The sequence below is a fragment of the Neptuniibacter sp. QD37_11 genome (genome assembly GCF_047778105.1).
Classification (GTDB): Bacteria; Pseudomonadota; Gammaproteobacteria; order Pseudomonadales; family Balneatricaceae; genus Neptuniibacter.
Genome location: NZ_CP180552.1, coordinates 508,156 through 529,228 on the forward strand (window position 1 = coordinate 508,156; position 21,073 = coordinate 529,228).

17 protein-coding genes and 5 tRNA genes are annotated in these 21,073 nt (G+C 45.0%); 9 read left to right on the plus strand and 13 right to left on the minus strand.

Going from position 1 to position 21,073, the window contains the following annotated elements:
* The first annotated feature begins 8 nt into the window (after positions 1 to 8).
* From ACMXYT_RS02150 to serB, 4 genes are all read left to right on the plus strand, one after another.
* Positions 9 to 2,150: an efflux RND transporter periplasmic adaptor subunit gene (locus tag ACMXYT_RS02150; RefSeq protein WP_415911805.1), complete on the plus strand. Its 2,142-nt coding sequence runs from the start codon at positions 9 to 11 to the stop codon at positions 2,148 to 2,150.
* Complete coding sequence (locus ACMXYT_RS02155; RefSeq protein ID WP_415911806.1) at positions 2,143 to 4,131, plus strand: preprotein translocase subunit SecA; 1,989 nt, start codon at positions 2,143 to 2,145, stop codon at positions 4,129 to 4,131. Before ACMXYT_RS02150 ends, ACMXYT_RS02155 begins: the two co-directional genes overlap by 8 nt.
* A gap of 10 nt (positions 4,132 to 4,141) precedes the next feature.
* A complete protein-coding gene (locus ACMXYT_RS02160) occupies positions 4,142 to 4,897 on the plus strand; it encodes an efflux RND transporter periplasmic adaptor subunit (protein WP_415911807.1) in 756 nt (251 codons plus the stop codon).
* 71 nt (positions 4,898 to 4,968) lie between these two features.
* On the plus strand, positions 4,969 to 6,186 hold the full coding sequence (gene serB / locus ACMXYT_RS02165; RefSeq protein ID WP_415911808.1) for a phosphoserine phosphatase SerB: 1,218 nt from the start codon (positions 4,969 to 4,971) through the stop codon (positions 6,184 to 6,186).
* A 36-nt stretch (positions 6,187 to 6,222) separates the two neighbouring features.
* On the opposite strand, the gene ACMXYT_RS02170 is transcribed toward serB, so the two are convergent.
* The 12 genes from ACMXYT_RS02170 to ACMXYT_RS02225 form a co-directional block, all read right to left on the minus strand.
* Positions 6,223 to 8,367 carry an EAL domain-containing protein gene (locus tag ACMXYT_RS02170; protein ID WP_415900013.1) on the minus strand — a complete coding sequence of 715 codons (2,145 nt, stop codon included), beginning with the start codon at positions 8,365 to 8,367 and terminating at the stop codon, positions 6,223 to 6,225.
* A gap of 316 nt (positions 8,368 to 8,683) precedes the next feature.
* A tRNA-Gln gene (locus ACMXYT_RS02175) sits at positions 8,684 to 8,758 on the minus strand.
* Between the two features lie 33 nt (positions 8,759 to 8,791).
* Positions 8,792 to 8,868: transfer RNA gene (locus ACMXYT_RS02180), tRNA-Met, on the minus strand.
* Positions 8,869 to 8,901: 33 nt separating this feature from the next.
* Positions 8,902 to 8,976 (minus strand) — tRNA-Gln (locus ACMXYT_RS02185).
* Positions 8,977 to 8,991: 15 nt separating this feature from the next.
* A tRNA-Met gene (locus ACMXYT_RS02190) sits at positions 8,992 to 9,068 on the minus strand.
* A 129-nt stretch (positions 9,069 to 9,197) separates the two neighbouring features.
* A complete protein-coding gene (ychF, locus tag ACMXYT_RS02195) occupies positions 9,198 to 10,289 on the minus strand; it encodes a redox-regulated ATPase YchF (protein WP_415900014.1) in 1,092 nt (363 codons plus the stop codon).
* A 20-nt stretch (positions 10,290 to 10,309) separates the two neighbouring features.
* Positions 10,310 to 10,900, minus strand: coding sequence for an aminoacyl-tRNA hydrolase (gene pth, locus ACMXYT_RS02200; protein ID WP_415883373.1), 591 nt, complete (start codon positions 10,898 to 10,900; stop codon positions 10,310 to 10,312).
* A gap of 20 nt (positions 10,901 to 10,920) precedes the next feature.
* Positions 10,921 to 11,517 (minus strand): 50S ribosomal protein L25/general stress protein Ctc, encoded by a 597-nt coding sequence (locus ACMXYT_RS02205; RefSeq protein WP_415900016.1) that lies wholly within the window; start codon positions 11,515 to 11,517, stop codon positions 10,921 to 10,923.
* 117 nt (positions 11,518 to 11,634) lie between these two features.
* Positions 11,635 to 12,576: a ribose-phosphate pyrophosphokinase gene (locus tag ACMXYT_RS02210; RefSeq protein ID WP_415883375.1), complete on the minus strand. Its 942-nt coding sequence runs from the start codon at positions 12,574 to 12,576 to the stop codon at positions 11,635 to 11,637.
* 64 nt (positions 12,577 to 12,640) lie between these two features.
* A tRNA-Gln gene (locus ACMXYT_RS02215) sits at positions 12,641 to 12,715 on the minus strand.
* A 176-nt stretch (positions 12,716 to 12,891) separates the two neighbouring features.
* The gene (gene lolB, locus ACMXYT_RS02220; protein WP_415900017.1) at positions 12,892 to 13,479 is read right to left on the minus strand and encodes a lipoprotein insertase outer membrane protein LolB; all 588 of its coding nucleotides are present in this window, start codon (positions 13,477 to 13,479) and stop codon (positions 12,892 to 12,894) included.
* 9 nt (positions 13,480 to 13,488) lie between these two features.
* Positions 13,489 to 15,186: a tetratricopeptide repeat protein gene (locus ACMXYT_RS02225; protein WP_415911809.1), complete on the minus strand. Its 1,698-nt coding sequence runs from the start codon at positions 15,184 to 15,186 to the stop codon at positions 13,489 to 13,491.
* Between the two features lie 376 nt (positions 15,187 to 15,562).
* Here ACMXYT_RS02225 and hemA point away from each other — a divergent pair, with 376 nt between their 5' ends.
* The 5 genes from hemA to ACMXYT_RS02250 are packed head-to-tail and all read left to right on the plus strand — an operon-like array spanning position 15,563 to position 20,019.
* Positions 15,563 to 16,834, plus strand: a complete 1,272-nt coding sequence (gene hemA / locus ACMXYT_RS02230) for a glutamyl-tRNA reductase (RefSeq protein WP_415883378.1) — start codon at positions 15,563 to 15,565, stop codon at positions 16,832 to 16,834.
* Entirely contained in the window at positions 16,834 to 17,922 is a 1,089-nt protein-coding gene (prfA, locus tag ACMXYT_RS02235) for a peptide chain release factor 1 (protein ID WP_415883379.1), read from the plus strand. The genes hemA and prfA overlap by 1 nt, the downstream gene beginning before the upstream one ends.
* Positions 17,923 to 17,965: 43 nt before the next feature.
* Positions 17,966 to 18,808 carry a peptide chain release factor N(5)-glutamine methyltransferase gene (gene prmC / locus ACMXYT_RS02240; RefSeq protein WP_415900019.1) on the plus strand — a complete coding sequence of 281 codons (843 nt, stop codon included), beginning with the start codon at positions 17,966 to 17,968 and terminating at the stop codon, positions 18,806 to 18,808.
* A 10-nt stretch (positions 18,809 to 18,818) separates the two neighbouring features.
* Entirely contained in the window at positions 18,819 to 19,592 is a 774-nt protein-coding gene (locus ACMXYT_RS02245) for a molybdopterin-synthase adenylyltransferase MoeB (protein ID WP_415900020.1), read from the plus strand.
* Positions 19,585 to 20,019 (plus strand): CoA-binding protein, encoded by a 435-nt coding sequence (locus tag ACMXYT_RS02250; protein ID WP_415900022.1) that lies wholly within the window; start codon positions 19,585 to 19,587, stop codon positions 20,017 to 20,019. The genes ACMXYT_RS02245 and ACMXYT_RS02250 overlap by 8 nt, the downstream gene beginning before the upstream one ends.
* On the opposite strand, the gene ACMXYT_RS02255 is transcribed toward ACMXYT_RS02250, so the two are convergent.
* The gene (locus ACMXYT_RS02255) at positions 20,009 to 21,061 is read right to left on the minus strand and encodes a methyltransferase (protein WP_415900023.1); all 1,053 of its coding nucleotides are present in this window, start codon (positions 21,059 to 21,061) and stop codon (positions 20,009 to 20,011) included. The two genes, ACMXYT_RS02250 and ACMXYT_RS02255, sit on opposite strands and share 11 nt — an antisense overlap.
* Between the last annotated feature and the right edge of the window lie 12 nt (positions 21,062 to 21,073).

Consider the following 21,073-nt stretch of genomic DNA (forward strand, 5'->3'; position numbering starts at 1 on the left):
GAGGCATAGTGTCTGTTTCTCTGTTTAGCGCCTCATGGTACCGCGTAGCTGAGCTTAAGATCCGTATGCGTAAGCATGCGGATATTCATCGGCATCAATATCGAGGTAAAACATGGTATGTGCTTCAAGACCATGTGACGGGTCAATTCCAAAGGTTCTCTCCTGAGGCTTACCAGATCATCGGTCTAATGGATGGTCGTCGAACGCTGCAACAGATCTGGGATGTGGCCTGTAAGCGCTTAGGCGATGGCATGCCAACTCAGGATGAAGTTATTCAATTGGTGGCACAGCTCAACCGTGCGAATGTCATTCAATCCGATATTCTGCCAGATATTGAAGAGCTACAAGTTCGAAGACGAGAACAAGCGCAGAAGAAAATTATTCAACAGCTAAAATCCCCATTGAGTGTCCGTATTCCCATGATGGACCCAGAGGGGTTCTTGTCCTCAACCATGTGGTTGGTTCGGCCGTTTTATTCTTGGTTTGGTTTATTTCTTTGGGCAGCGATCGTGTTGTTTGGTTTAACGCTCTCGATAGTCCATTGGGGGGCGCTAACCGAGAATATTAGTGACCGAGTTTTAGCCGTCGAAAACCTTTTGTTGATTGCCTTGGTCTATCCCTTTGTAAAAGTGATTCATGAGCTTGGCCACGCCTACGCTGTGAAGCGTTGGGGAGGCGAAGTACATGAGGTGGGGGTGATGCTACTGGTGCTGTTCCCCGTACCTTATGTGGATGCCAGTGCCGCTACTGCATTTAGGAATAAATATCAGCGTATGCTGGTGGGCGCGATCGGTATTATGGTCGAGTTGATGGTTGCTGCAATAGCTATGATGGTATGGGTTTTGGCCGAACCGGGTATCGTTCGAGCGGTCGCGTTTAATACCATGCTGATCGGCGGATTTTCTACTTTGCTCTTTAACGGTAATCCACTACTTCGATTTGATGCTTACTACGTGCTCGCTGATTTTTTGGAAATACCTAATTTAGCGTCTAGAGGTAACAGTCAGGTAGCATATCTAACCAAAAAGTACCTTTATGGCGTCAAGAAACTCACTGCGCCTGCTAACTCAACCAGTGAAGGGGCTTGGCTAGCTTGCTATGCTTCTGCTGCATACATTTACCGATTGTTTGTTATGGTTGCGATTGCCTTGTTTGTCGCAACGCAATACTTTGTGATTGGTAGTCTTCTCGCGTTTTGGTCAATTTGGGCAACCCTCTTTATGCCAGTACTTAAGACAATTACGAAACCTGCAACGGATCCTGAACTAAGAAGTAAGAAGGGACGCGTGCTTACCATTTCTGCGCTGATTATTGCTACGGTGGTCGCTTTGATAGGCTTTTTACCTGCGCCATATAAAACGCAGACCGAAGGTGTATTGTGGGTGCCGCAGGATGCTTATGTGCGCTCGCAAGTTTCGGGCTTTGTAGAATCTTTAGAAGTCTCTTCAGGTAAGCCTGTGGTCGAAGGGCAGTTGTTACTAAAACTCTCAGCGCCTGATCTCGAAGCCAAAGTAGACGTGCTTAAAGCCCAGATAGCTGAAGCTGAAATTAGACTGGAAGCGAGCCTAAGAGACCGTGCGGCCAGTGAAATTTTACGAGAAGAATTGCGGTTTATTCAGCGTGAATATCAAAGGGCGCTAGAACGTCTTAAAGGTGTGAACCTCTATAGCTCTGCTTCCGGCGAATTTGTTGTCCCCGATGCTCATCGAATTCTGGGACGCTATGTCCACCGTGGTGAGTTGATTGGATACGTCGTGGATTATAATAAGTTGTCTTTAGTCGCGATGGTTTCTGAGGATGAGATAGATCAGGTGCGTACCCAGAACCGTTCAGTTGAGTTGCGATTCGCCTCTAATCCAAATGAAACCTATAAAGGTGAAATTGTTCGAGCACTGCCTGCTACAACTCAGCAACTGCCGAGTAAGGTGTTAAGTACTGATGGAGGTGGACGAATTGCACCCGACCCGAAAAGTGAAGATGGTTTGAAGAGTTTCCGTAGCCATTTTCGGATCGACTTATCTGTCATTGATGCGCCAAAGAATCGTTATGATGAACGCGTCTATGTGCTGATAGAACATGATCCTGAGCCTCTGATCTATCGTTGGTACCGTGCGGTAAGGCGTGTGTTCTTGAGGCAGTTTGATGTATAAACGGCCTCAGCGACTGCCGCAAACTGTATTAGAGCGCCCTCAGCTTTTTATCCACAAACAGGATCGGATGGAACGCTGGTCACATAGCCTATCTGCTTATCTAAATCGTCCGTTCCGAGCGTCCCTTAAGGCTTATAAGCGTTTTTTGCCGTCCATCCATAAAGAAGCTCGAAAGCTTGAAGGTCTATCCGATGAGCAATTAGATAATCATATCACTGAGATTAGACAGGCTTTGTTTAAACAGGGCATAACGTCTGCACTAATGGTTAAAAGCTTTGCTTTGGTGCGTGAGGTTGCGGGTAGAACCCTGGGTATGAAACATTTTGACAGCCAGTTACTGGGTGGCTTAGCGATGTTTCACGGCAATATTGCAGAGATGCAAACGGGGGAGGGTAAGACCCTAACCGCCACACTTTCTGCAGCGACAGCGGCTTTTGCTGGAGTACCTGTCCATGTAGTGACTGTAAACGATTATCTTACTGCTCGTGATGCTGAGGAGATGACGCCAATCTATACCCGACTGGGTCTTGATGTTGGTGTTATTGTCCATGGTCTTTCTCCCATGGAGAGGCGTGATATCTATGCTAAAGATGTCGTTTACTGTACCAATAAAGAGTTGGTGTTTGATTATCTAAAAGACAGTATTGTGCTAGAGGGCAAGCAGCATAAGCTGAATTTGCATGCCGAGCGTTTAAAGGGCAATCAACAGATGCTCGATGGTTTGATGCTTCGTGGGCTTCATTTCGCCATTGTCGATGAGGCAGACAGTGTTTTATTAGATGAAGCTAGAACGCCGCTGATTATTTCAGGCCCTGAGATTGAGCAAGAGGAGCAGCAAGAGGTCTATCAGCAAGCGATGGCAATCGCTTCTGAACTGGAGCTAGATAAGCATTACGAGGTCAACCTCAGAGAGCGAGGTGTTGCTTTTACAGATGAAGGCGAAATGCATGTACTGCAGTTAACCGATGGACTAGGGCCCTTTTGGGTAGGGCGAGTACGTTGTCTTGAATTAGTTTTTCAGGCATTAACGGCATTGCATCTGTTTATTCGTGATAAACATTATCTCGTTAAAGACGGCAAAATTCTTATTGTTGATGAGCATACTGGCCGAGTAATGGAAGACCGAAGTTGGGAGCGAGGGTTGCACCAACTGATCGAAATTAAAGAGGACTGTGAACTTAGTAATCCTCGGGAGACGCTAGCGCGCATCAGTTTTCAGAACTTCTTCCGTTTTTATCATCATCTCGGTGGTATGACTGGTACTGCAAAAGAGGTGGCCTCAGAGTTATGGCAAGTTTATGGCTTGCCTGTGGTGTTTATCCCAACCAATAAACCAAGCCGTAGAAAGAAACTCGGGGCAAATGTCTACATAGACGAGAGTGATAAGTGGCACAAGGTTGCCGAACAGATCAAAGTTCTACACAAAGCACAGCGTCCCTCACTGGTTGGGACACACTCCGTCGCTGCTTCGGAATTACTAAGCCAAAATCTGCAAGCGATGGATGTGCAGCATCAGTTATTAAATGCTAAACAAGATCAGTTAGAAGCCGAAATAGTTGCGAATGCGGGTGATCCAGGTTGTGTTACTATTGCGACCAATATGGCTGGGCGCGGTACCGATATAAAGCTAAATGATGAAGTCGAGTCAGCGGGTGGGCTACATGTGATTTTAACCGAGTTACATGAAGCGTCACGAATCGACCGGCAGTTAGAAGGTCGCTGTGCGCGTCAGGGCGATCAGGGGAGCTTTGAAGTTATCTTGTCTTTGGATGACTCGATATTGTCTGAGCAGTTCTCTAATTATTTAAAGCGCGTCTTTAAATGGCCGCTTCCAAAAGGGTTTAAAAACTGGCTGCTGTTGAAATTAATGCGCAGGGCCCAAAAGCAACTCGAGGCAGATCATGCGCGTATGCGTGCCGATTTGTTAAAGCAAGACGAACGTCAGCGCGAAATATTGTCTTTTACTAGCAGCAAAGTTTAGGTTGTTTGATATGAAATACATTTCTCCACTATTGGTTCTACTTCTCGGTGTTTCGCCGTTGGTCAGTGCGGTTGAACATAATCAATTAAGCGATGGCCAATTGAGCTGTCTGTTAGAGCCGAGTAAAGAGATTGAGCTGAGTAGTGAAGTATCAGGTGTTATTAGCGAATTGAGTTTAGGTCGTGGCGATAAAGTTAAAAAAGACCAAGTCGTCATGAAACTTAACTCTCGCTTAGAGCGAGCTGCTTTAGCGACAGCCCGAGCACGCGTAGATTTTGCTAAGCGTAAAGTTAAACGTAATGAGGTCTTGTATAAAAAAGGCCTGCTGTCTGATCATGAACGAGATGAGATGCTTACAGAACAGCGTTTGGCCGAGCTTACAGCTAGCGAATCTTATGTACGTTTATCTCTACGCCAAACGAAAAGCCCAATCAATGGCGTTGTGGTTGAACGGTTACTCGAACCAGGTGAACTTGTTGATGATCAGCCATTTTTAAAAATTGTCTCGCTTGATCCTCTTCACGCAGAAGTGATTATGCGTTCGCAATATTATGGTCAGATCAAGAAAGACATGCCTATCACTTTGTATGCTGAAGGGCGCCCAGAACAGGTTTATGAAGGTAAAGTGAATCGAGTGGATCCTCTTATTGATGCTGCAAGTAGTACGTTTGCTATCAGTGTGGAAATCCCGAATAAAGATCAATTACTGCCTGCCGGTTTGAAATGTAGAGTTGAGTTTAGCCCAGCCCAGTCTGCTTCTGAGTGATAATGAATAGGCCCTGTAATCTGGCTTTGTTATAATCGCCAGCAATTAAAGATTCCTTTGGAACCCTTTCGATGAAAGAGATTATTTTGCTCAATATTTCCGGTGAAGATAAGCCGGGAGTGACTTCAGCGATCACAAATATTTTGGCGGAATTCGAGATCAATATTTTGGATATTGGTCAGGCGGTGATCCACGATACCTTGTCTTTAGGTATCTTGATTGAAGTGCCTAAATCGGCCGAGTCTTCACCACTGCTAAGAGATATTCTTTTTAAAGCGCACGAGCTGAACATGAATATCCGCTTCCAGCCGGTGGAAGAAGAGAACTATGAACAGTGGGTTGAAGGGCAAGGTAAATCTCGTCATATCATTACGCTACTGTCTCGTAAATTGAGCTCTAAGCATATCGCGCGCGTGACCGAAATTGCAGCGAGCCATGGGCTTAACATCGATAATATCAACCGCCTCTCAGGCCGTATAAGTTTGGATGAAACCTCTGACCAGACCAAAGCATGTGTGGAGTTTTCTGTACGTGGTGCGCCTGCTGATGCTGAGAAACTAAAGGCTGAATTCCTTAATGCTGCTAGTGATCTAGATGTAGATATCGCTTTCCAAGAAGATAACATCTATCGCCGTAATCGCCGTTTAGTAGTATTTGATATGGACTCTACGCTGATTGAAGCGGAAGTGATTGATGAGCTTGCTAAAGAAGCAGGTGTGGGTGATCAGGTAGCAGAGATCACTGAAGCGGCTATGCGTGGTGAGATCGACTTTAACGAAAGCTTTAAGCGTAGAATGGCTCTACTAAAAGGCTTAGATGTTTCAGTGCTGGATCAAATTGCTGAACGCCTACCGATGACTGAAGGTGCGGAAGAGTTAGTGTCTAACTTGAAAGCGCTTGGTTTTAAAACGGCTATCTTATCGGGCGGTTTTAACTATTTTGCTTCTCATCTGCAAAAGAAACTTGGCTTTGATTATGTCTATGCCAACGAACTTGATATCGATGCTGATGGCAAAGTGACAGGTGAAGTTAAAGGCACAGTGGTTAATGGTGAGCGTAAAGCAGAACTGTTACGCGAGATTGCTGAAAAAGAAGGTGTGAGCTTAGAACAGACGATTGCCGTTGGTGATGGCGCTAATGACCTACCTATGCTTTCGATTGCTGGATTAGGCATCGCATTCCGCGCTAAACCATTGGTTCGTGAAAGTGCGAAACAGGCTATTTCTACCTTGGGTCTTGACGGAATTTTGTATCTGATAGGTTTTAGAGATCGAGATACAGTTAAATAGCAAAAATAAAAAAGCCGCTGTTTAGCGGCTTTTTTATTATTCGGCAAAGAAGTCGTAATCCATCTTTTCTCTAGGAGGTTGCAGATAGTAGCCTTGTACATAGTCGATACCTGCTTTCCAGAGATTGGCCATCGTCTTTGTGTTTTCTACTAGGGGGGCAATGGATATTTTATCCAAGCTTCTGAGTTGTTGTACTACACTGCAAAACTCTTCATCTTGCACAGAGTCGGATCCTAAATCTTGGATGTATGAACCATCCATTTTGATAAAATCTGAGTGGATCATCGATAAAACGTGTTGGGAATTTGGAACGCTGCCAAAGTGTTTTATACAGATACGGCTGTGCATACTTGTAAGCTTATCTATGAAGTTTTGCGCTTGTTTAGGGGCTATTATGGATATGTCAGATTCACTTATTTGGAATACAAGCCTTTCTGCAGGAATGTTATTTTTCCGGAGTTTAGCTGCTAGCCAAGTTAAGAGCTCTTGATCACCTAAAGTGTGAGCGGATAAATTGATGAAAATAACATTCTTATGCTCTTGGTCTAATGTAGTCTTTAGCTGCTGAATGCTTTGCTCAATCACCCAGCGATCGACTTTGATAGCAGTTTCGGAATTGCTTACAGCGCTCATAAAATCATTAGGAGATAGTTCATCTTTATTGTCATTTACTAGACGAAGCAAGGCTTCATAATGATGATGGATTTTATCTTCTGCCGTTAGATTAACGATTGGTTGGAAAAGAAGCTTAAATTGATTGTTGTCCACAGCTTTTCGTAATTGATCAAATTCCTCTTCTGCCTGTTCTGATAGTGCGGCTTCAGGGATATAAACTGTTACTCCGTTACCTTGTGGAGTGACTTCACGTAATGTGAAAATAGCCGCCTTAGCACGATTGATCAGTTCTATCGGAGGAGGAGTGCTATCGGTAATTGCTACTAAGCCAATAGAACAGGTCGATTGAACATCAATCCCAGTTATATGGGAATGAACATTAGCTACCTTTTTGCGAAGTTGATTAGCAAATTTCTCAGCTGTTTTTATATTTGAGTCATTAAAGATGATACTGAAAGCGTTTTCTGCAGGGTGCGTTAGAATATGAGCTTTATTGACAGTTTTACTTAGTAAGGTAGATATATCTCGAATAAGTTGGTCACTACCTTCATGACCAAACTTATTCTTGATCTGATCTAGCTGGTCTAGTTCTATATAGATGAGACAGCGATCATTGCCTCCGCGAAGAGCTTTTTGGGTAATTTGTTCTAGCTGTCTATATAGGTATTCTTTGTTGAATAAACCGGAAACAAAATCTAAGTCTTCACTGAGAAGGTGTTGGTTGCTGCTTTCGTCTACATGAAATAGAGCACGTGTAATTATGGAGCCGTTATAGTCTGAGCGAGAAAATTCCATATTGGCGATGAATTCTGAATGATCAGTACGTTGAGCTGTGAACTGAAGAATAAGATCGCCGCTGGTCGTTTCTTCAAGCGAATTAAGTTGTTCGGTTATTTCGGTCCGATCATCAAGTGTAAAGAAATCAGTTAAAGGTTTGTTAATGACTTTATTCTTAGAATCCAATCCAAAATGCTCAAGGAAGCTATCATTGCAATAGATGATTTTGTGATGGTCACAGCATGCAATTGGATTACGTGAGCTGTCCATTAACTGTTGTGAGCGTTTTTCTGCTTCGGCTAAAGCAGCTTCAACTCTTCGTAATCGTCTACGATAATCGAGCTGGTCAAGCTCTCGACGAATGTTAATTAAGACAAGTTCTTTCTCATCTAGAGGAACAACGGCTTGAATATGGTTTTTAAGGCCTTGTAGTAATAGTTGACTGTCTGAACTTGGAATTATCTGGATAACAGGGATATCTTTGTCTAAGCGCTTTAAATGGCTGACAGCAAGCTTTGAAGTGAATTCACCTCTGTCTATAGTGCAAAGAATAAGATCCCATGAGCGCTCACCAAGAGCTTCTAAGAACTCTTGCTCAGTGCTGACCTGCCTACCGCGAGGTGAAATACGTGATGTTCTTAGAAGCGTGATTAGAGGAGCAGTTTCTTCGGTGCTTAGGCCAAGGAATAAAAGCTGAATATTTTTTCTCAGGCGTTGTTTACGAGTCTGCTGCCCAGTACCGTATTTTTCTAAAAGGGCGTTTCCGTCAATATCAATAACTTCAGACATGCCTGACCTGTCTCCTGCTAGCTAAATCCTTATAGACAGAGAATATATGAATTCAATTGAATATATAACTTAAAAAATTGCATTAATGAGGTGTTGCTTGATATCCAAGCAACGTTCGTTACTGTTGAATGTTAATTATAGAAGATAAAAGTGATCAGAATGAAGGCGAGACTAATTTTGAGCTTAGCTAAAATGAATGCTCAGCTTTAATCAAGGAAATCCAAAAGGTATGGATAATGCTCTGAAAAGGATGTCGTAAGGATAGCTCGATCAATACCCAAAAGGGGATTGTTTGTACTATGGAGAAATAAGAAAGTGGCTGGGGTAGGAGGATTCGAACCTCCGCATGACGAGATCAAAACCCGTTGCCTTACCGCTTGGCGATACCCCAACTAAGATTTGAGCACACTTTCTTTTTAGAGCATGGTGGCAATAGCGGGACTCGAACCTGCGACCCTCGCATTATGAATGCGATGCTCTAACCAACTGAGCTATATTGCCACTCAGATTAACTCGGAGAGTTAAGCTCAATAGTGGCTGGGGTAGGAGGATTCGAACCTCCGCATGACGAGATCAAAACCCGTTGCCTTACCGCTTGGCGATACCCCAGCATAGACTGAAACATGGTGGCAATAGCGGGACTCGAACCTGCGACCCTCGCATTATGAATGCGATGCTCTAACCAACTGAGCTATATTGCCACGTCTCAGAGGCGCGCATTATTCTACTTTCGGGCGGGGGTGTCAATAGATTACTGCATGAAATTTCAGGAATTTTTGAATAAAAAAAACCGGCTATAAAAGCCGGTTTTTTTTTGTACAGTTGTCTGCTTAAACGTTGAAGCGGAAATGTACTACATCGCCGTCTTGAACGATGTAATCTTTACCTTCAAGTCTCCAACGGCCAGCGTCTTTAGCGCCGTTTTCACCATTATGCTCAACAAAATCATCGTAGCTTACAACTTCAGCACGGATGAAGCCTTTCTCAAAGTCAGTGTGGATAACACCGGCTGCTTGAGGGGCTGTTGCGCCGACTTTAACTGTCCAAGCACGCACTTCCTGCACGCCAGCAGTAAAGTATGTTTGTAGGCCAAGTAATTCGTAACCTGCGCGGATAACGCGGTCTAAGCCAGGCTCTTCCATACCTAAATCAGCTAGGAATTCATCACGCTCTTCATCATCTAGTTCAGAGATCTCAGCTTCTAGCTTGTTGCATACCACTACTACACCGGCATTTTCCGATGCGGCTAGCTCTTTCACTGTATCTAGGTGAGCGTTGTCTTCAAAACCATCTTCATCAACGTTGGCAATGTACATGGTTGGTTTCACGGTAAGAAGGTGGAAGCCTTTAACGATTTTCATCTCATCTTCATCAAGACCTAAACCACGAACTGGTTTGCCTTCTTCTAGATGAGGGATAACTCTCTCTAGCATTGCTTTTTGAGCTACGGCTTCTTTATCGCCACCTTTTGCAAGCTTTTGGATACGCTGAAGCTGTTTTTCACAGGATTCTAAATCAGCAAGTGCTAGCTCAAGGTTGATTGTTTCGATATCAGATAGCGGATCAATCTTGTTGGCAACGTGGATTACGTTTTCATCTTCGAAGCAACGAACTACATGCGCAATTGCGTCTGTTTCGCGGATGTTTGCCAAGAATTTATTACCAAGGCCTTCACCTTTAGAAGCGCCTGCAACAAGACCAGCAATATCTACGAACTCCATCGCTGTTGGAATTGTGCGTTCTGGATTAACAATCGCTGTAAGTTTGTCTAAACGCGGGTCAGGCATAGATACTGTGCCTGCATTCGGCTCAATGGTGCAGAATGGAAAGTTCTCTGCCGCAATGCCGTTTTTTGTTAGCGCATTGAAAAGAGTCGATTTACCTACGTTAGGTAGGCCTACAATACCGCATTTAAAACCCATGATTGAATCCTGTGAGTAATCTAGCTAGCTGAAAAACTGTGTAACTGGTTCATCGCTTTGTTCCAGTCACCGGCAATAGCAAGCTCCAAATAACGTTCAGCTTCATCGATAGCTGCCATTGTGGCATCACGTTCTTTAGCTGGAGCTTTTTTCAGAACAAAACCGCTTACTTGGCTGCTGTGGCCTGGGTGGCCAATGCCAAGACGTAAACGGTAGAAATTTTTGTTGTTACCTAGTTTGCTGATGATGTCGCGCAAACCATTATGACCACCATGACCGCCACCTTGCTTGAATTTCGCAATACCTGGTGGAATATCGAGCTCATCATGAGCGACTAAGATCGCTTCGGGTGGTATCTTGTAGAAGCTTGCCAGTGCTGCAACAGCCTGGCCGCTCAGATTCATAAATGTGGTAGGAACCAAAAGATGAATAACTTGGTTTCCAATCTGAGCTTTAGAGTAGAGCCCGTGGTACTTCTTTTCGGGCTTTAGGGGAGCGAGATGTCGAGCAGCAAGCTGCTCGACAAACTCAGCACCAGCATTGTGACGAGTTTGTGCGTATTTATCACCCGGGTTGCCGAGTCCGACAATAAGCTGGATCTTGTCTTTCATGCCAGTGCTATTTAGCTAAATTAGCTAGCTTTCGCGCCACGAGGAGCGTAAACGTAACCGATACCCTGGTCGTGATCTTCACCGCGACGTAGAGAAACGATTTCAACACCTTCTGGAAGAGTGATGTCAGATAGGTGAAGAACCTGGTCTGAAGCACAAGCAGAAAGGTCAACAACTAGAGTTTCTGGCAAGTTTGCTGGTAGGCAAAGAATCTCAACAGTGTTTTTCTCTGCTGCGAACTTGCAAGCTGCTTTAGATGCTGGAGACTTCTCGAAGTTAGCAAATTCAACAGGAACAGTGATCTTGATCTTGTTGGATTTAGTAATGCGCTGGAAGTCAGCGTGCAGTACTACAGGCTTAGCTGGGTGACGCTGTAGATCTTTGATGATTACTTGCTCTTCTTTACCGTCCAAAGACAGAGTAAGGATAGAAGAGAAGAAAGTCTGATCTTCGATCATTTTAACTAGTTCGTTGTTAGGAACAGAGATAGAAGCAGGCTTCTTACGCTTGTCACCACCGAAAACGATACCAGGAACTAGACCTTCGCGACGTAGGCGGCGGCTCGCACCTTTCCCTTCGTCAGCACGTGCTACTGCATTAACTACAAAGTTAGACATTTTTAATACCTTTAAATAAATAAGCTGCAAAACCTTGCGACCAGGCTTTGCAGCAATCACCCGAGGGTGGAAAAACTTACTCGTTATTGAGTAAGTTGCTTTACCAGCGAGTTGTCCTTAACGGAACATCGCGCTGATGGATTCTTCATTGCAAACACGGCGCACAGCTTCAGCTAGAAGCGGAGCAAGTGTTAGCTGACGAATTTTGTCGCACTTAGATGCGGATTCAGACAGTGGAATCGTATCTGTAACAACAAATTCATCTAGATCAGAATTAGTGATGTTGCTTACTGCAGGGCCAGAAAGTACGGCGTGAGTCGCGTAAGCTACAACGCGTGCTGCACCGTTATCTTTAAGTGCTTTAGCTGCTTTACAAAGCGTACCGGCAGTATCACACATGTCATCAACCAATACGCAAGTACGGCCTTCAACATCACCAATGATATTCATAACTTGAGATTCGTTAGCACGCTCACGACGCTTGTCGATGATTGCTAGGTCGCAATCAAGTTGCTTAGCAACTGCGCGGGCACGAACTACACCACCAACGTCTGGAGAAACAACTAAGATGTTGTCGTATTCCTGATCAACGATGTCGTCGAGTAGAACAGGTGAACCGTAAACGTTATCTACAGGTACAGAGAAGAAGCCCTGAATCTGGTCAGCGTGTAGGTCAACTGTCAGTACGCGGTCGATGCCGATAGCATCCATCATATCTGCAACTACTTTTGCAGTGATAGGTACACGAGCAGAACGTGGACGTCGATCCTGACGTGCATAGCCGAAGTAAGGTACAACAGCTGTGATACGTGAAGCAGAAGCGCGACGAAGAGCGTCGGCTAGTACAATCAGCTCCATCAAGTTGTCGTTAGTTGGCGCGCAAGTAGACTGGATAATAAATACGTCTTTACCACGTACGTTTTCCTGAATCTCAACGCTTACTTCGCCATCACTAAAACGACCAACATTCGCTTTACCCATAGGAATATCTAGGCGATCAACTACTTTTCTCGCCAGATCAGGGTTAGCGTTGCCGGTGAAGACCATCATCTTGGACACGGCGTGCACCTTTTCGATTGTAATTTGTTCGGAATCTGTAGATCGGGAACCGTTCATAGGCATTTGGCTGGGGTAGGAGGATTCGAACCTCCGCATACTGGAATCAGAATCCAGTGCCTTACCGCTTGGCGATACCCCAACATTATTCCTCTTGGAGGACCGGCCTCCCGTTGAAAGAGGCGCAGATTATCCAAGACTCGTGGTTAAAAGTCAAACTAAAGCAGGGGGAGGGGCTACTAGTATTCAGAGCGTAATTGCGGGCTTTCTGTGATGGCTACGCGAGAATGAAATTAATGTTGGGGTGATTCCCGCTGACTATAGTTTTATCCACGTTTTAATCACAATGGTGACTTTCAAATCACGGTACTGCAGACGCATTTTAGTAGGTAGGGCAGGTGTTTGTTGGTTATAGCGAAGATACTCAATTTTCCAATCTTGTTGGGTTAATCGTGCAAGTCTTTCATCGACGATTGTTTGGTCGTATTGCGAGTGAGGCGAAGGTAGCCCCCTGATCCACCAAAAAATATCACTGACAGGCAGTGCCCAGCCCCACTGTTGATGGAGGATTTGTTCCGGATTTGTACCGGTAAAGGTTCCTTCGCCGGCAATATCAACGGTAACTTCTTGTGGGTTGCCCGCAATAGATGCGCCACCTTGCCCCCAAGGCCCGCGGATATCTATCTGATAATCAGAACCTTCTTGTAGCCATTTTAAACTGGCTGATTGGCTGTCCTCAGGTGTACGGATGCCTATCTTGCCGCTAGCTTCCCAATCAGAGATGTCTTTAAGCAGACTTTGCCGAGTTTCCCAAGAAATATCGCTAGGTGCTGGTAGCTGAGTTTTTTGTAAGCTACAACCGGCTAAGAATAGGCACAGCAACGCTCCAAGGTACTTTTTTAACATCTACTTTTATTACTCTGCGTTAATTAGCTGTGCTGCTTCTTCTAAGAAGGGGTCGCCCGGATTATCTTTTTGGCTTCTTTGTAGCAGTGAACGAGCTTTCTCTTTTTGATCTATTGCCCAATACACCTGAATTAGGTGGCTAGAGACTTCAGGGTCGGAATATAAAGCATGAGCCTTTTCTAAATAAGTCACGGCTTCATGATTTCTACCCAATTTAAATAAAGCCCAACCCATTGAATCCAAAATAGCAGGGTCTTCTGGCTCTGTGGTTAGCGCTGCTTGGATTAGCTTGTAGGCTTCTTCATAACGCTCAGTATGTAGAAGCAGGGTGTAGCCTAAAGCATTCTGCACTGTAGCGTTGCCAGGCTCTAATTCTAATACTCTGCGTAGATCTTTTTCTGCCTGCGGGAAATCGGTTGATTCCACCATCATTGCACGGGTGTATAGCAGTGCGGTGTTATCAACAAACAGTACTAGCGCATCTTCTAATACAGTTAAGGCTTCCTCTTTCAAATTATGGAGGTTTAGCCATTCTGCCTCTAATGTATAAATTGAAGCTGCTTGGTTGGGCATGCTGGCTCTGGCATCAGATAAAATCTGCTGTAGACGAGGTTTGTCTTCCACATCTTTAAGAAGCGAGCTTACTCGAGATAGGGATTGCAGAACGTTAGAGCCATTTTTTACAGAGCTGTAATGTTCAATCGCTTGATCACGCATCTCTTCCGACTGAGCAATGTGGCCCAAATAAAAATGCGGTGAAGTGTCCTCAGGTTTCAGTTCAAGTAATCGCAAAAAGGCTGCTTTAGCGTCCTGGGGGGCTTCATTCTCTAGCATCAACAGGGCTAAGTAGTAGGTTAACTGATGATCTTTTAAATTGTTTTTTAGCAGCTCTTTAGCCTGAGAAACCGCTTGTTTAGATTGCTTATTTTGGAATAACAGCTGTGTGTAAAGGATATGCAACTGACGGTTATTTGGCTGTTGTTCAAAAGCAGAGCGGATAAGCTTAAGTGCATCGTAGACTTTGTTTTGAGAGCGCAGCAGTTCAGCTTTTTGTATCAACGCTTCTGGATTCTCGGGGTCAATCCTAAGGGCGCGATTAAACGAGGTGAGTGAAGCCTGCTCGTTGTTATTGGCTCGATGCAACAGTGCTAGAGTCAGCTCCAGATCAGAGCGTGGATCGGCAGATTGACGATGCTTATTTAGCATCGTGATGTAGCCGGATAAGACTTGGGGATCAATACGTTCTACTTGCCCACGAATCAAAGCCAAGGTGCGTAATGGATCGAACTCTAAGGCCTTCTCAACCAAAGGCAGTGCCTCGGTGTATTTGCCTTTATGTAGAAGCATATTCGCTTCTATTTGATAAGGCTCTGGATTAGACGGAGCAATTTCGCGCCAAAGTCGGGACGCCTGAATGACTTTGTCAGGGTTTCTTAGGTATTGAGCAATTCGTGTGGCGCGTTCTGCAACGCCAGAGTCCTGACTTTTCTCAGCTTGTTTGAGGTAGTTCTCCAGGGCTACTGGGAAGAGCCTGCGCTGCCCTGCAATCTCGGCAAGTAATAAATCGTAAAGAGATTCTTGGTTGAACTCGCCATCTACGTAATTAACTGGCTCGGAGGTAACTTCTTGTGTCTGTTTCGTTGGGGTGCTTTGACAGCCTTGTAATAAGGCGAAGACACAAGTTAAAACGATAAGTGATTTATTCATGTATACAGCCGTAATAGCCCCGACATCCCTGAATGATTTGGTCACTATAGTTGAATAACCTGTGGCTTGTCAGCTACCGACCAAAGGTTTTAAAGAGAATAAGTTAACGATTTTTAGATTGTTACTCATACATGCTGACTTTGACCTTAATTTAAAGAGTTAGACCTAAGGTTCTTTATTTTTGTTCGATTTATGTGGATTTTGTCCAAAGATTTGTAATTAATCCGCTGTTTTTTGATCGAAGTTGCCTAAATTGTGGTGCTGCCTTTTAACCTTTGTCGCAAAGCGTTGTATCATAGCGCGCTGATTTAGATCAGCTTCAGTTGATTTGTAGTGCCGTCTATACGACGGTAGATTTTTTGGTATGGCGGATCGCATGGCGTTACTTGCATTAGGCATCAATCACAAAACGGCTTCGGTAGAGGTTCGCGAACGCGTGGCGTTTGCCCCCGAGCTGCTTGCTGAAGCGATGAATGGTGCTGCCGAATTTGCTGATCTGAAAGAGATTGCCATCCTATCGACCTGTAACCGTACAGAGCTGTATTGCTCTTCTGCCATAGAAGGGTCGAGAGCCCTGTTGGAATGGCTAGGCAAATACCACGATTTAGATCCTGATGAACTGCAGCAATGTTCCTATGCTTTCTGGGGTGAAGATGCCGCGCGTCATATGATGCGTGTTGCGAGCGGTTTGGACTCCTTAGTATTGGGAGAGCCGCAGATACTTGGTCAACTGAAGTCGGCATATAGCCTTTCTCAAGAAAATGGCCATGTAGGTGCCGAGCTGGGACGCTTATTCCAGCAGACGTTTTCTGTGGCTAAGCAGGTGCGTACTGATACGGCGATTGGTGAAAACCCAGTATCAGTTGCTTATGCAGCAGTAAGCCTTGCTCAGCATATCTTCTCGGATATGCGCGAAAGCAAAGCGTTACTGATTGGCGCAGGTGAAACCATAGAGTTGGTAGCGCGCCATTTAGCGAATGCTGGCGTTAAAGATATCACGGTGGCTAACCGTACCCTTAATCGTGCTTTGGCATTGGCTGATGAATTTGATGGTAAAGCGATCTTGTTGGGTGATATTCCAAATGCGCTGGCCGAGGCCGATATAGTGATTGCTTCTACTGCCAGCCAGTTGCCTATTCTAGGTAAAGGTGCAGTTGAGTCCGCGCTTAAGCAACGTAAGCACCGCCCTATCTTTATGGTTGATATAGCCGTTCCGCGTGACATAGAGGCGCAAGTTGCGGAACTGGATGATGTTTATTTGTATACGGTCGATGACCTTAAAGAGGTTATCGAAGAGAACCAACGTAGCCGTGAAGATGCTGCTAGGCAAGCAGAAGAAATTATAGAGACTGGCGCGCATGAATTTATGCGTCAGTTGCGTTCACTGGAAGCGGTTGATGTATTAACGGCTTTCCGTGGTCAGGCAGAAAGTTTGCGTGATCAAGAATTAGGCCGAGCGTTAAAACAGCTGGAGAATGGTAAACCAGCTGAAGAAGTGTTAACCATGTTAGCGCGTAGCCTGACGAATAAAATGCTGCACCATCCTACAATTCAAATGCGTAAAGCAAGCGCTGAAGGGCGCAGTGAATTACTGGACTTGGTGCAAGAGCTTCACCAGTTAGGTGAACATGCTAAGAATGAGAAATAATGAAAGAATCTATTCTAAGTAAGCTAGAAAAGCTTAGCGATCGATACGAAGAGCTTGCTGCTCTAATGTCTGATCCAGAAATTATCTCAGATCAGGATAAGTTTCGTGATTATTCCAAGGAATATTCCGAATTAGAGCCTGTGGTACAGGCATTTGCAGCTTTTAATCAAGCGCAGGATGATCTTGAAGAAGCCGAGATGATGATGGCTGACAGTGATCCTGATATGCGAGAGATGGCAAAAGAGGAATACCCTGCCGTTAAAGAGCGTATCGAAAACCTTGAAGCTGAACTGCAGATTCTTTTATTACCTAAAGATCCAAATGATTCTCGCAACGTCTTCTTGGAAGTACGTGCCGGAACCGGTGGAGATGAAGCAGCTATTTTCGCCGGTGATCTTTTCCGTATGTACTCTCGTTTCGCGGAAGTACAGGGTTGGCGTGTAGAGGTTATCAGCGTTAACGAAGGTGACCATGGCGGCTATAAAGAGGTTATCTCTCGTATCGTTGGGACGGATGTGTATTCGAAGCTGAAATTCGAATCCGGTGCACACCGTGTACAACGTGTTCCTGAAACCGAGTCTCAAGGCCGTGTTCATACGTCTGCTTGTACCGTTGCAATTATGGCAGAGATGGATGAGTCCGCTGAGATCGAGATCAATAAAGCTGATCTACGTGTTGATACCTTCCGTGCATCAGGTGCTGGTGGTCAGCACGTCAATAAAACTGATTCGGCTATTCGTTTGACCCACATTCCTACAGGTGTAGTAGTTGAGTGTCAGGAAGAGCGTTCGCAGCATAAGAACCGTGCTAAGGCGATGTCACTTCTAGCATCTCGTTTACAGGCTGCAGAAGACGAACGACAGGCAGCCGAAATGGCAAGTACGCGTAAAAGTCTAGTGGGTAGTGGTGACCGCTCTGAACGAATCCGTACCTATAATTATCCACAAGGTCGAGTAACGGATCACCGTATCAACCTAACGCTATATAAGCTGCAGGAGATTATTGGTGGTGAGCTGCAACACGTTGTTGAGCCGCTCTTAAATGAGCACCAAGCAGAACAGCTTGGGGCGCTCTCCGAAGAAAGTTAATCAAAGGGCCTGTATGGCCCTTTTTGATATGTATTAAATCTCTATGCAGATTAAGCAAGCGGTAAAACTAAGTAATCAACTCGGTGGTGTCAGTGAGTCGGCTCAATTAGATGTTGAGTTGATGCTATGTCATCTGCTCGATAAGCCGGGCAGCTACCTGTTTACTTGGCCTGAAAAAGAGTTAGACCCAAAAATTGTCGATCAATTGACAGTGATGATTGATCGGCGTCTCAAAGGTGAGCCTGTTGCGCATATTATCGGTATGCGAGGTTTTTGGGATTTTGACTTGGAAGTGTCCCCTCATACCTTGATTCCTCGTCCCGATACCGAAGTGGTGGTCGAAAAGGCTTTGCAGTTATGCACCAAAAAACAAGCGCGCATTACTGATTTGGGCACGGGAACAGGTGCAATTGCTTTAGCCTTGGCTTATGAAAATCCAGAATGGACTGTGGTTGCATCAGACTTTGTGCCGGAGGCGGCACAATTGGCCGAGCGTAATCGAGCCCGTTTGCAGCTTGAAAACGTAGAAGTCATACAAGGAAGCTGGTTTGAGCCTCACCATGGCCATTACGATATGATCGTCAGTAATCCTCCTTATATCGATCCGAAAGACCCGCATCTAGAGCAAGGTGATGTGAGGTTTGAGCCGCTCTCAGCGCTCACGGCTGAAGATCATGGAATGGCAGATATCAAACATATATGTGAACAGGCTCGAAGTTACCTTGTTCCAGGTGGTCATCTGTTGTTTGAACATGGTTATGACCAAGGTCCTGTTTGCCGCGCCTTGCTGGACAGTTTAGGGTATACAGAAATTGGTACTCAGCGCGATTATGGCGATAATGAGCGAGTAACCTTTGCATTATGGCCAGGTAACACCTGCGCTTAAGGAGAAAACAATGCTGAGTGATGAGCAGCTATTACGCTACAGCCGCCAAATTATGTTGCCTGATGTCGATATCAATGGGCAGGAGATCTGGTTAAATTCGACAGTTTTGATCATAGGTCTAGGTGGTTTGGGCAGTCCTGTCGCTATGTACCTAGCTGCGGCAGGTATAGGTGAGCTTATCCTAGTGGATGATGACGAGGTCGAGCTTTCCAATCTACAGCGTCAGATTGCTCATAACACTAAGCGTATTGGAGCGCCTAAAGTGGATTCGGCTCGAAATACCATTGCCGGTCTTAATCCGGATACTCGAGTTAAAGCATTGTATGAGCGTTTAGACGATGAGGCTTTGCAGCGTTTAGTCGCAACCGTTGACCTTGTGGTTGATTGTACTGATAACTTTAGTACTCGGTTTTCGATTAACCGTGCCTGCTTTATGCACAAGAAACCATTGGTTTCCGGTGCGGCTATCCGTATGGAAGGTCAGGTGGCGGTTTACGATCCGCTTAATCCTGAATCACCTTGCTATCAATGCCTCTACAAAGAGGGAAGTGATGAAGCGCTTACTTGCTCTGAGTCCGGTGTTTTATCGCCTCTCGTCGGTATTATCGGATCGGTTCAAGCATTAGAAGCATTAAAAGTTTTGGCTTCGGTTGGCGAGAACTTGGCAGGCCGTTTACTGCTTTTAGATGCCAAAACCATGGATTGGCGCACCCTTAAATTGCGCAAAGACCCAGAGTGTAGTGTTTGCAAAGGCATGCATGCCGAAGGTGATAGTCATGACTGACGATCAGTTATCTATCGATGTTTTAGAAAGTGTCCGGACTATCGCGCTAGTAGGTGCAAGTAACAAGCCTGAGCGCGCAAGTTTTCGTGTGATGGCTTTCTTGAAAACTTGCGATTATGACGTTATCCCGGTCAACCCTGCACTTGAGGGTGAAACTCTGCACGGTGAGCAGGTTGTGGCCTCTTTAGCTGATATCGATAAGAAGATTGATATGGTCGATGTGTTTCGCCGCAGCGATCAGGCTGGAGAGGTTATCGACGAAGCCATTCAAATCGGAGCTAAGGCGGTTTGGTTACAGTTAGGGGTTTATAGCCCAGACGCACAGAAACGCGCTGAAGTTGCAGGTCTTAAGGTTGTGGTAAATCGCTGCCCTAAGATCGATATACCTGACCTATCAATTAAAACTCCCTCAAGTTTTAACGTCTAGCCCGAATTAGGAAGAATGGCGTTTCTAACTGAATGGTTTCAATCTCAATGTTGTTAAAACCATTACTTTTCAATAACTCGATATAAGCATTGGGTTCACGGAAAGAGCGATTGAACAACAACATAGGCAAGAGGCCATAAGGTACTGGATCACTTAGATCTAATGGTCCTCTTTCACATATCAGTATTTCACCCCGATCATTTAATGTGCTTGCTGCTTGTCGGATAAATTGTGCACAGGCTTCTATTGGCCAGTCATGCAAAATAGATTTGAACGTCACCAGATCTTGTTGCTGCGGTAGTTTATCCACAAGAGCGTCTGCTGCTTTAAAATCGATTCGATCTGCTTCTTGTTCACTCTTAATGTGTCTTTTACCTACTTCACACACCACAGGAAGATCGATAATAGTCGAATTGAGTGCTGGATTGGTTTTGCATAATTGCAGTGCAAATTCTCCACTGTTTCCTCCGATATCCAAATGATTTTTTATATGACTCAGATCGGCGTGTTTAGCAATTACACGGCCTTCGTAGCGGGTTAAGCAGGTGGTGAAGCGCATCCAGCGACGGGTTGCAGTAATGTTTTCTGGCGTGACCTCAAAACAGCGATTGTAAGCGAACAATTCAAATACCTTAGCTTGCTGAATAAAACGAGGCATGTCCTCAAGGAACAGTGTGTAGTGCTCCAAAAGGTCAGGTGCTAATAGATTTGCAAACTCCAATTTGGAAAGTAGCAGATCTTGGAAGGGGAGTGTTTGGCTGAAATCCGTCGTCAGTTGCCATTGAAGATTGTCGTCCTGCTCAATTACATTGGCTGCTTTTAATTGTTGGAGCAGCATACCCAGGGCTGTCACTTTAGGGTGGCTTTGTTGCAAAGCATCTTCAGAACGAGGTTGGTCTGATAGGATTTTGATCAGGCCTAGTTGTAAAGCCGTTAACAGTGCTTGGGCTGTGACAAAATCTTGAATAAATGCCTCGATGCAAAGGTAGGCTTTCCAGTCCTGTTGTTCAGCTGTTGAATCATCTAAGCAAAGAGGTTGCATTGTTTATCCTTT

What these genes read in the sequence shown, in the direction of transcription:
- ACMXYT_RS02155 (WP_415911806.1), top strand. Translation starts at nt 2,143, where the DNA reads ATGTATAAACGGCCTCAGCGACTGCCGCAAACTGTATTAGAGCGCCCT.
- ACMXYT_RS02160 (WP_415911807.1), top strand. Translation starts at nt 4,142, where the DNA reads ATGAAATACATTTCTCCACTATTGGTTCTACTTCTCGGTGTTTCGCCG.
- serB (WP_415911808.1), top strand. Translation starts at nt 4,969, where the DNA reads ATGAAAGAGATTATTTTGCTCAATATTTCCGGTGAAGATAAGCCGGGA.
- ACMXYT_RS02170 (WP_415900013.1), bottom strand. Translation starts at nt 8,367, where the DNA reads ATGTCTGAAGTTATTGATATTGACGGAAACGCCCTTTTAGAAAAATAC.
- ychF (WP_415900014.1), bottom strand. Translation starts at nt 10,289, where the DNA reads ATGGGTTTTAAATGCGGTATTGTAGGCCTACCTAACGTAGGTAAATCG.
- pth (WP_415883373.1), bottom strand. Translation starts at nt 10,900, where the DNA reads ATGAAAGACAAGATCCAGCTTATTGTCGGACTCGGCAACCCGGGTGAT.
- ACMXYT_RS02205 (WP_415900016.1), bottom strand. Translation starts at nt 11,517, where the DNA reads ATGTCTAACTTTGTAGTTAATGCAGTAGCACGTGCTGACGAAGGGAAA.
- lolB (WP_415900017.1), bottom strand. Translation starts at nt 13,479, where the DNA reads ATGTTAAAAAAGTACCTTGGAGCGTTGCTGTGCCTATTCTTAGCCGGT.
- ACMXYT_RS02225 (WP_415911809.1), bottom strand. Translation starts at nt 15,186, where the DNA reads ATGAATAAATCACTTATCGTTTTAACTTGTGTCTTCGCCTTATTACAA.
- hemA (WP_415883378.1), top strand. Translation starts at nt 15,563, where the DNA reads ATGGCGTTACTTGCATTAGGCATCAATCACAAAACGGCTTCGGTAGAG.
- prfA (WP_415883379.1), top strand. Translation starts at nt 16,834, where the DNA reads ATGAAAGAATCTATTCTAAGTAAGCTAGAAAAGCTTAGCGATCGATAC.
- prmC (WP_415900019.1), top strand. Translation starts at nt 17,966, where the DNA reads ATGCAGATTAAGCAAGCGGTAAAACTAAGTAATCAACTCGGTGGTGTC.
- ACMXYT_RS02245 (WP_415900020.1), top strand. Translation starts at nt 18,819, where the DNA reads ATGCTGAGTGATGAGCAGCTATTACGCTACAGCCGCCAAATTATGTTG.
- ACMXYT_RS02250 (WP_415900022.1), top strand. Translation starts at nt 19,585, where the DNA reads ATGACTGACGATCAGTTATCTATCGATGTTTTAGAAAGTGTCCGGACT.
- ACMXYT_RS02255 (WP_415900023.1), bottom strand. Translation starts at nt 21,061, where the DNA reads ATGCAACCTCTTTGCTTAGATGATTCAACAGCTGAACAACAGGACTGG.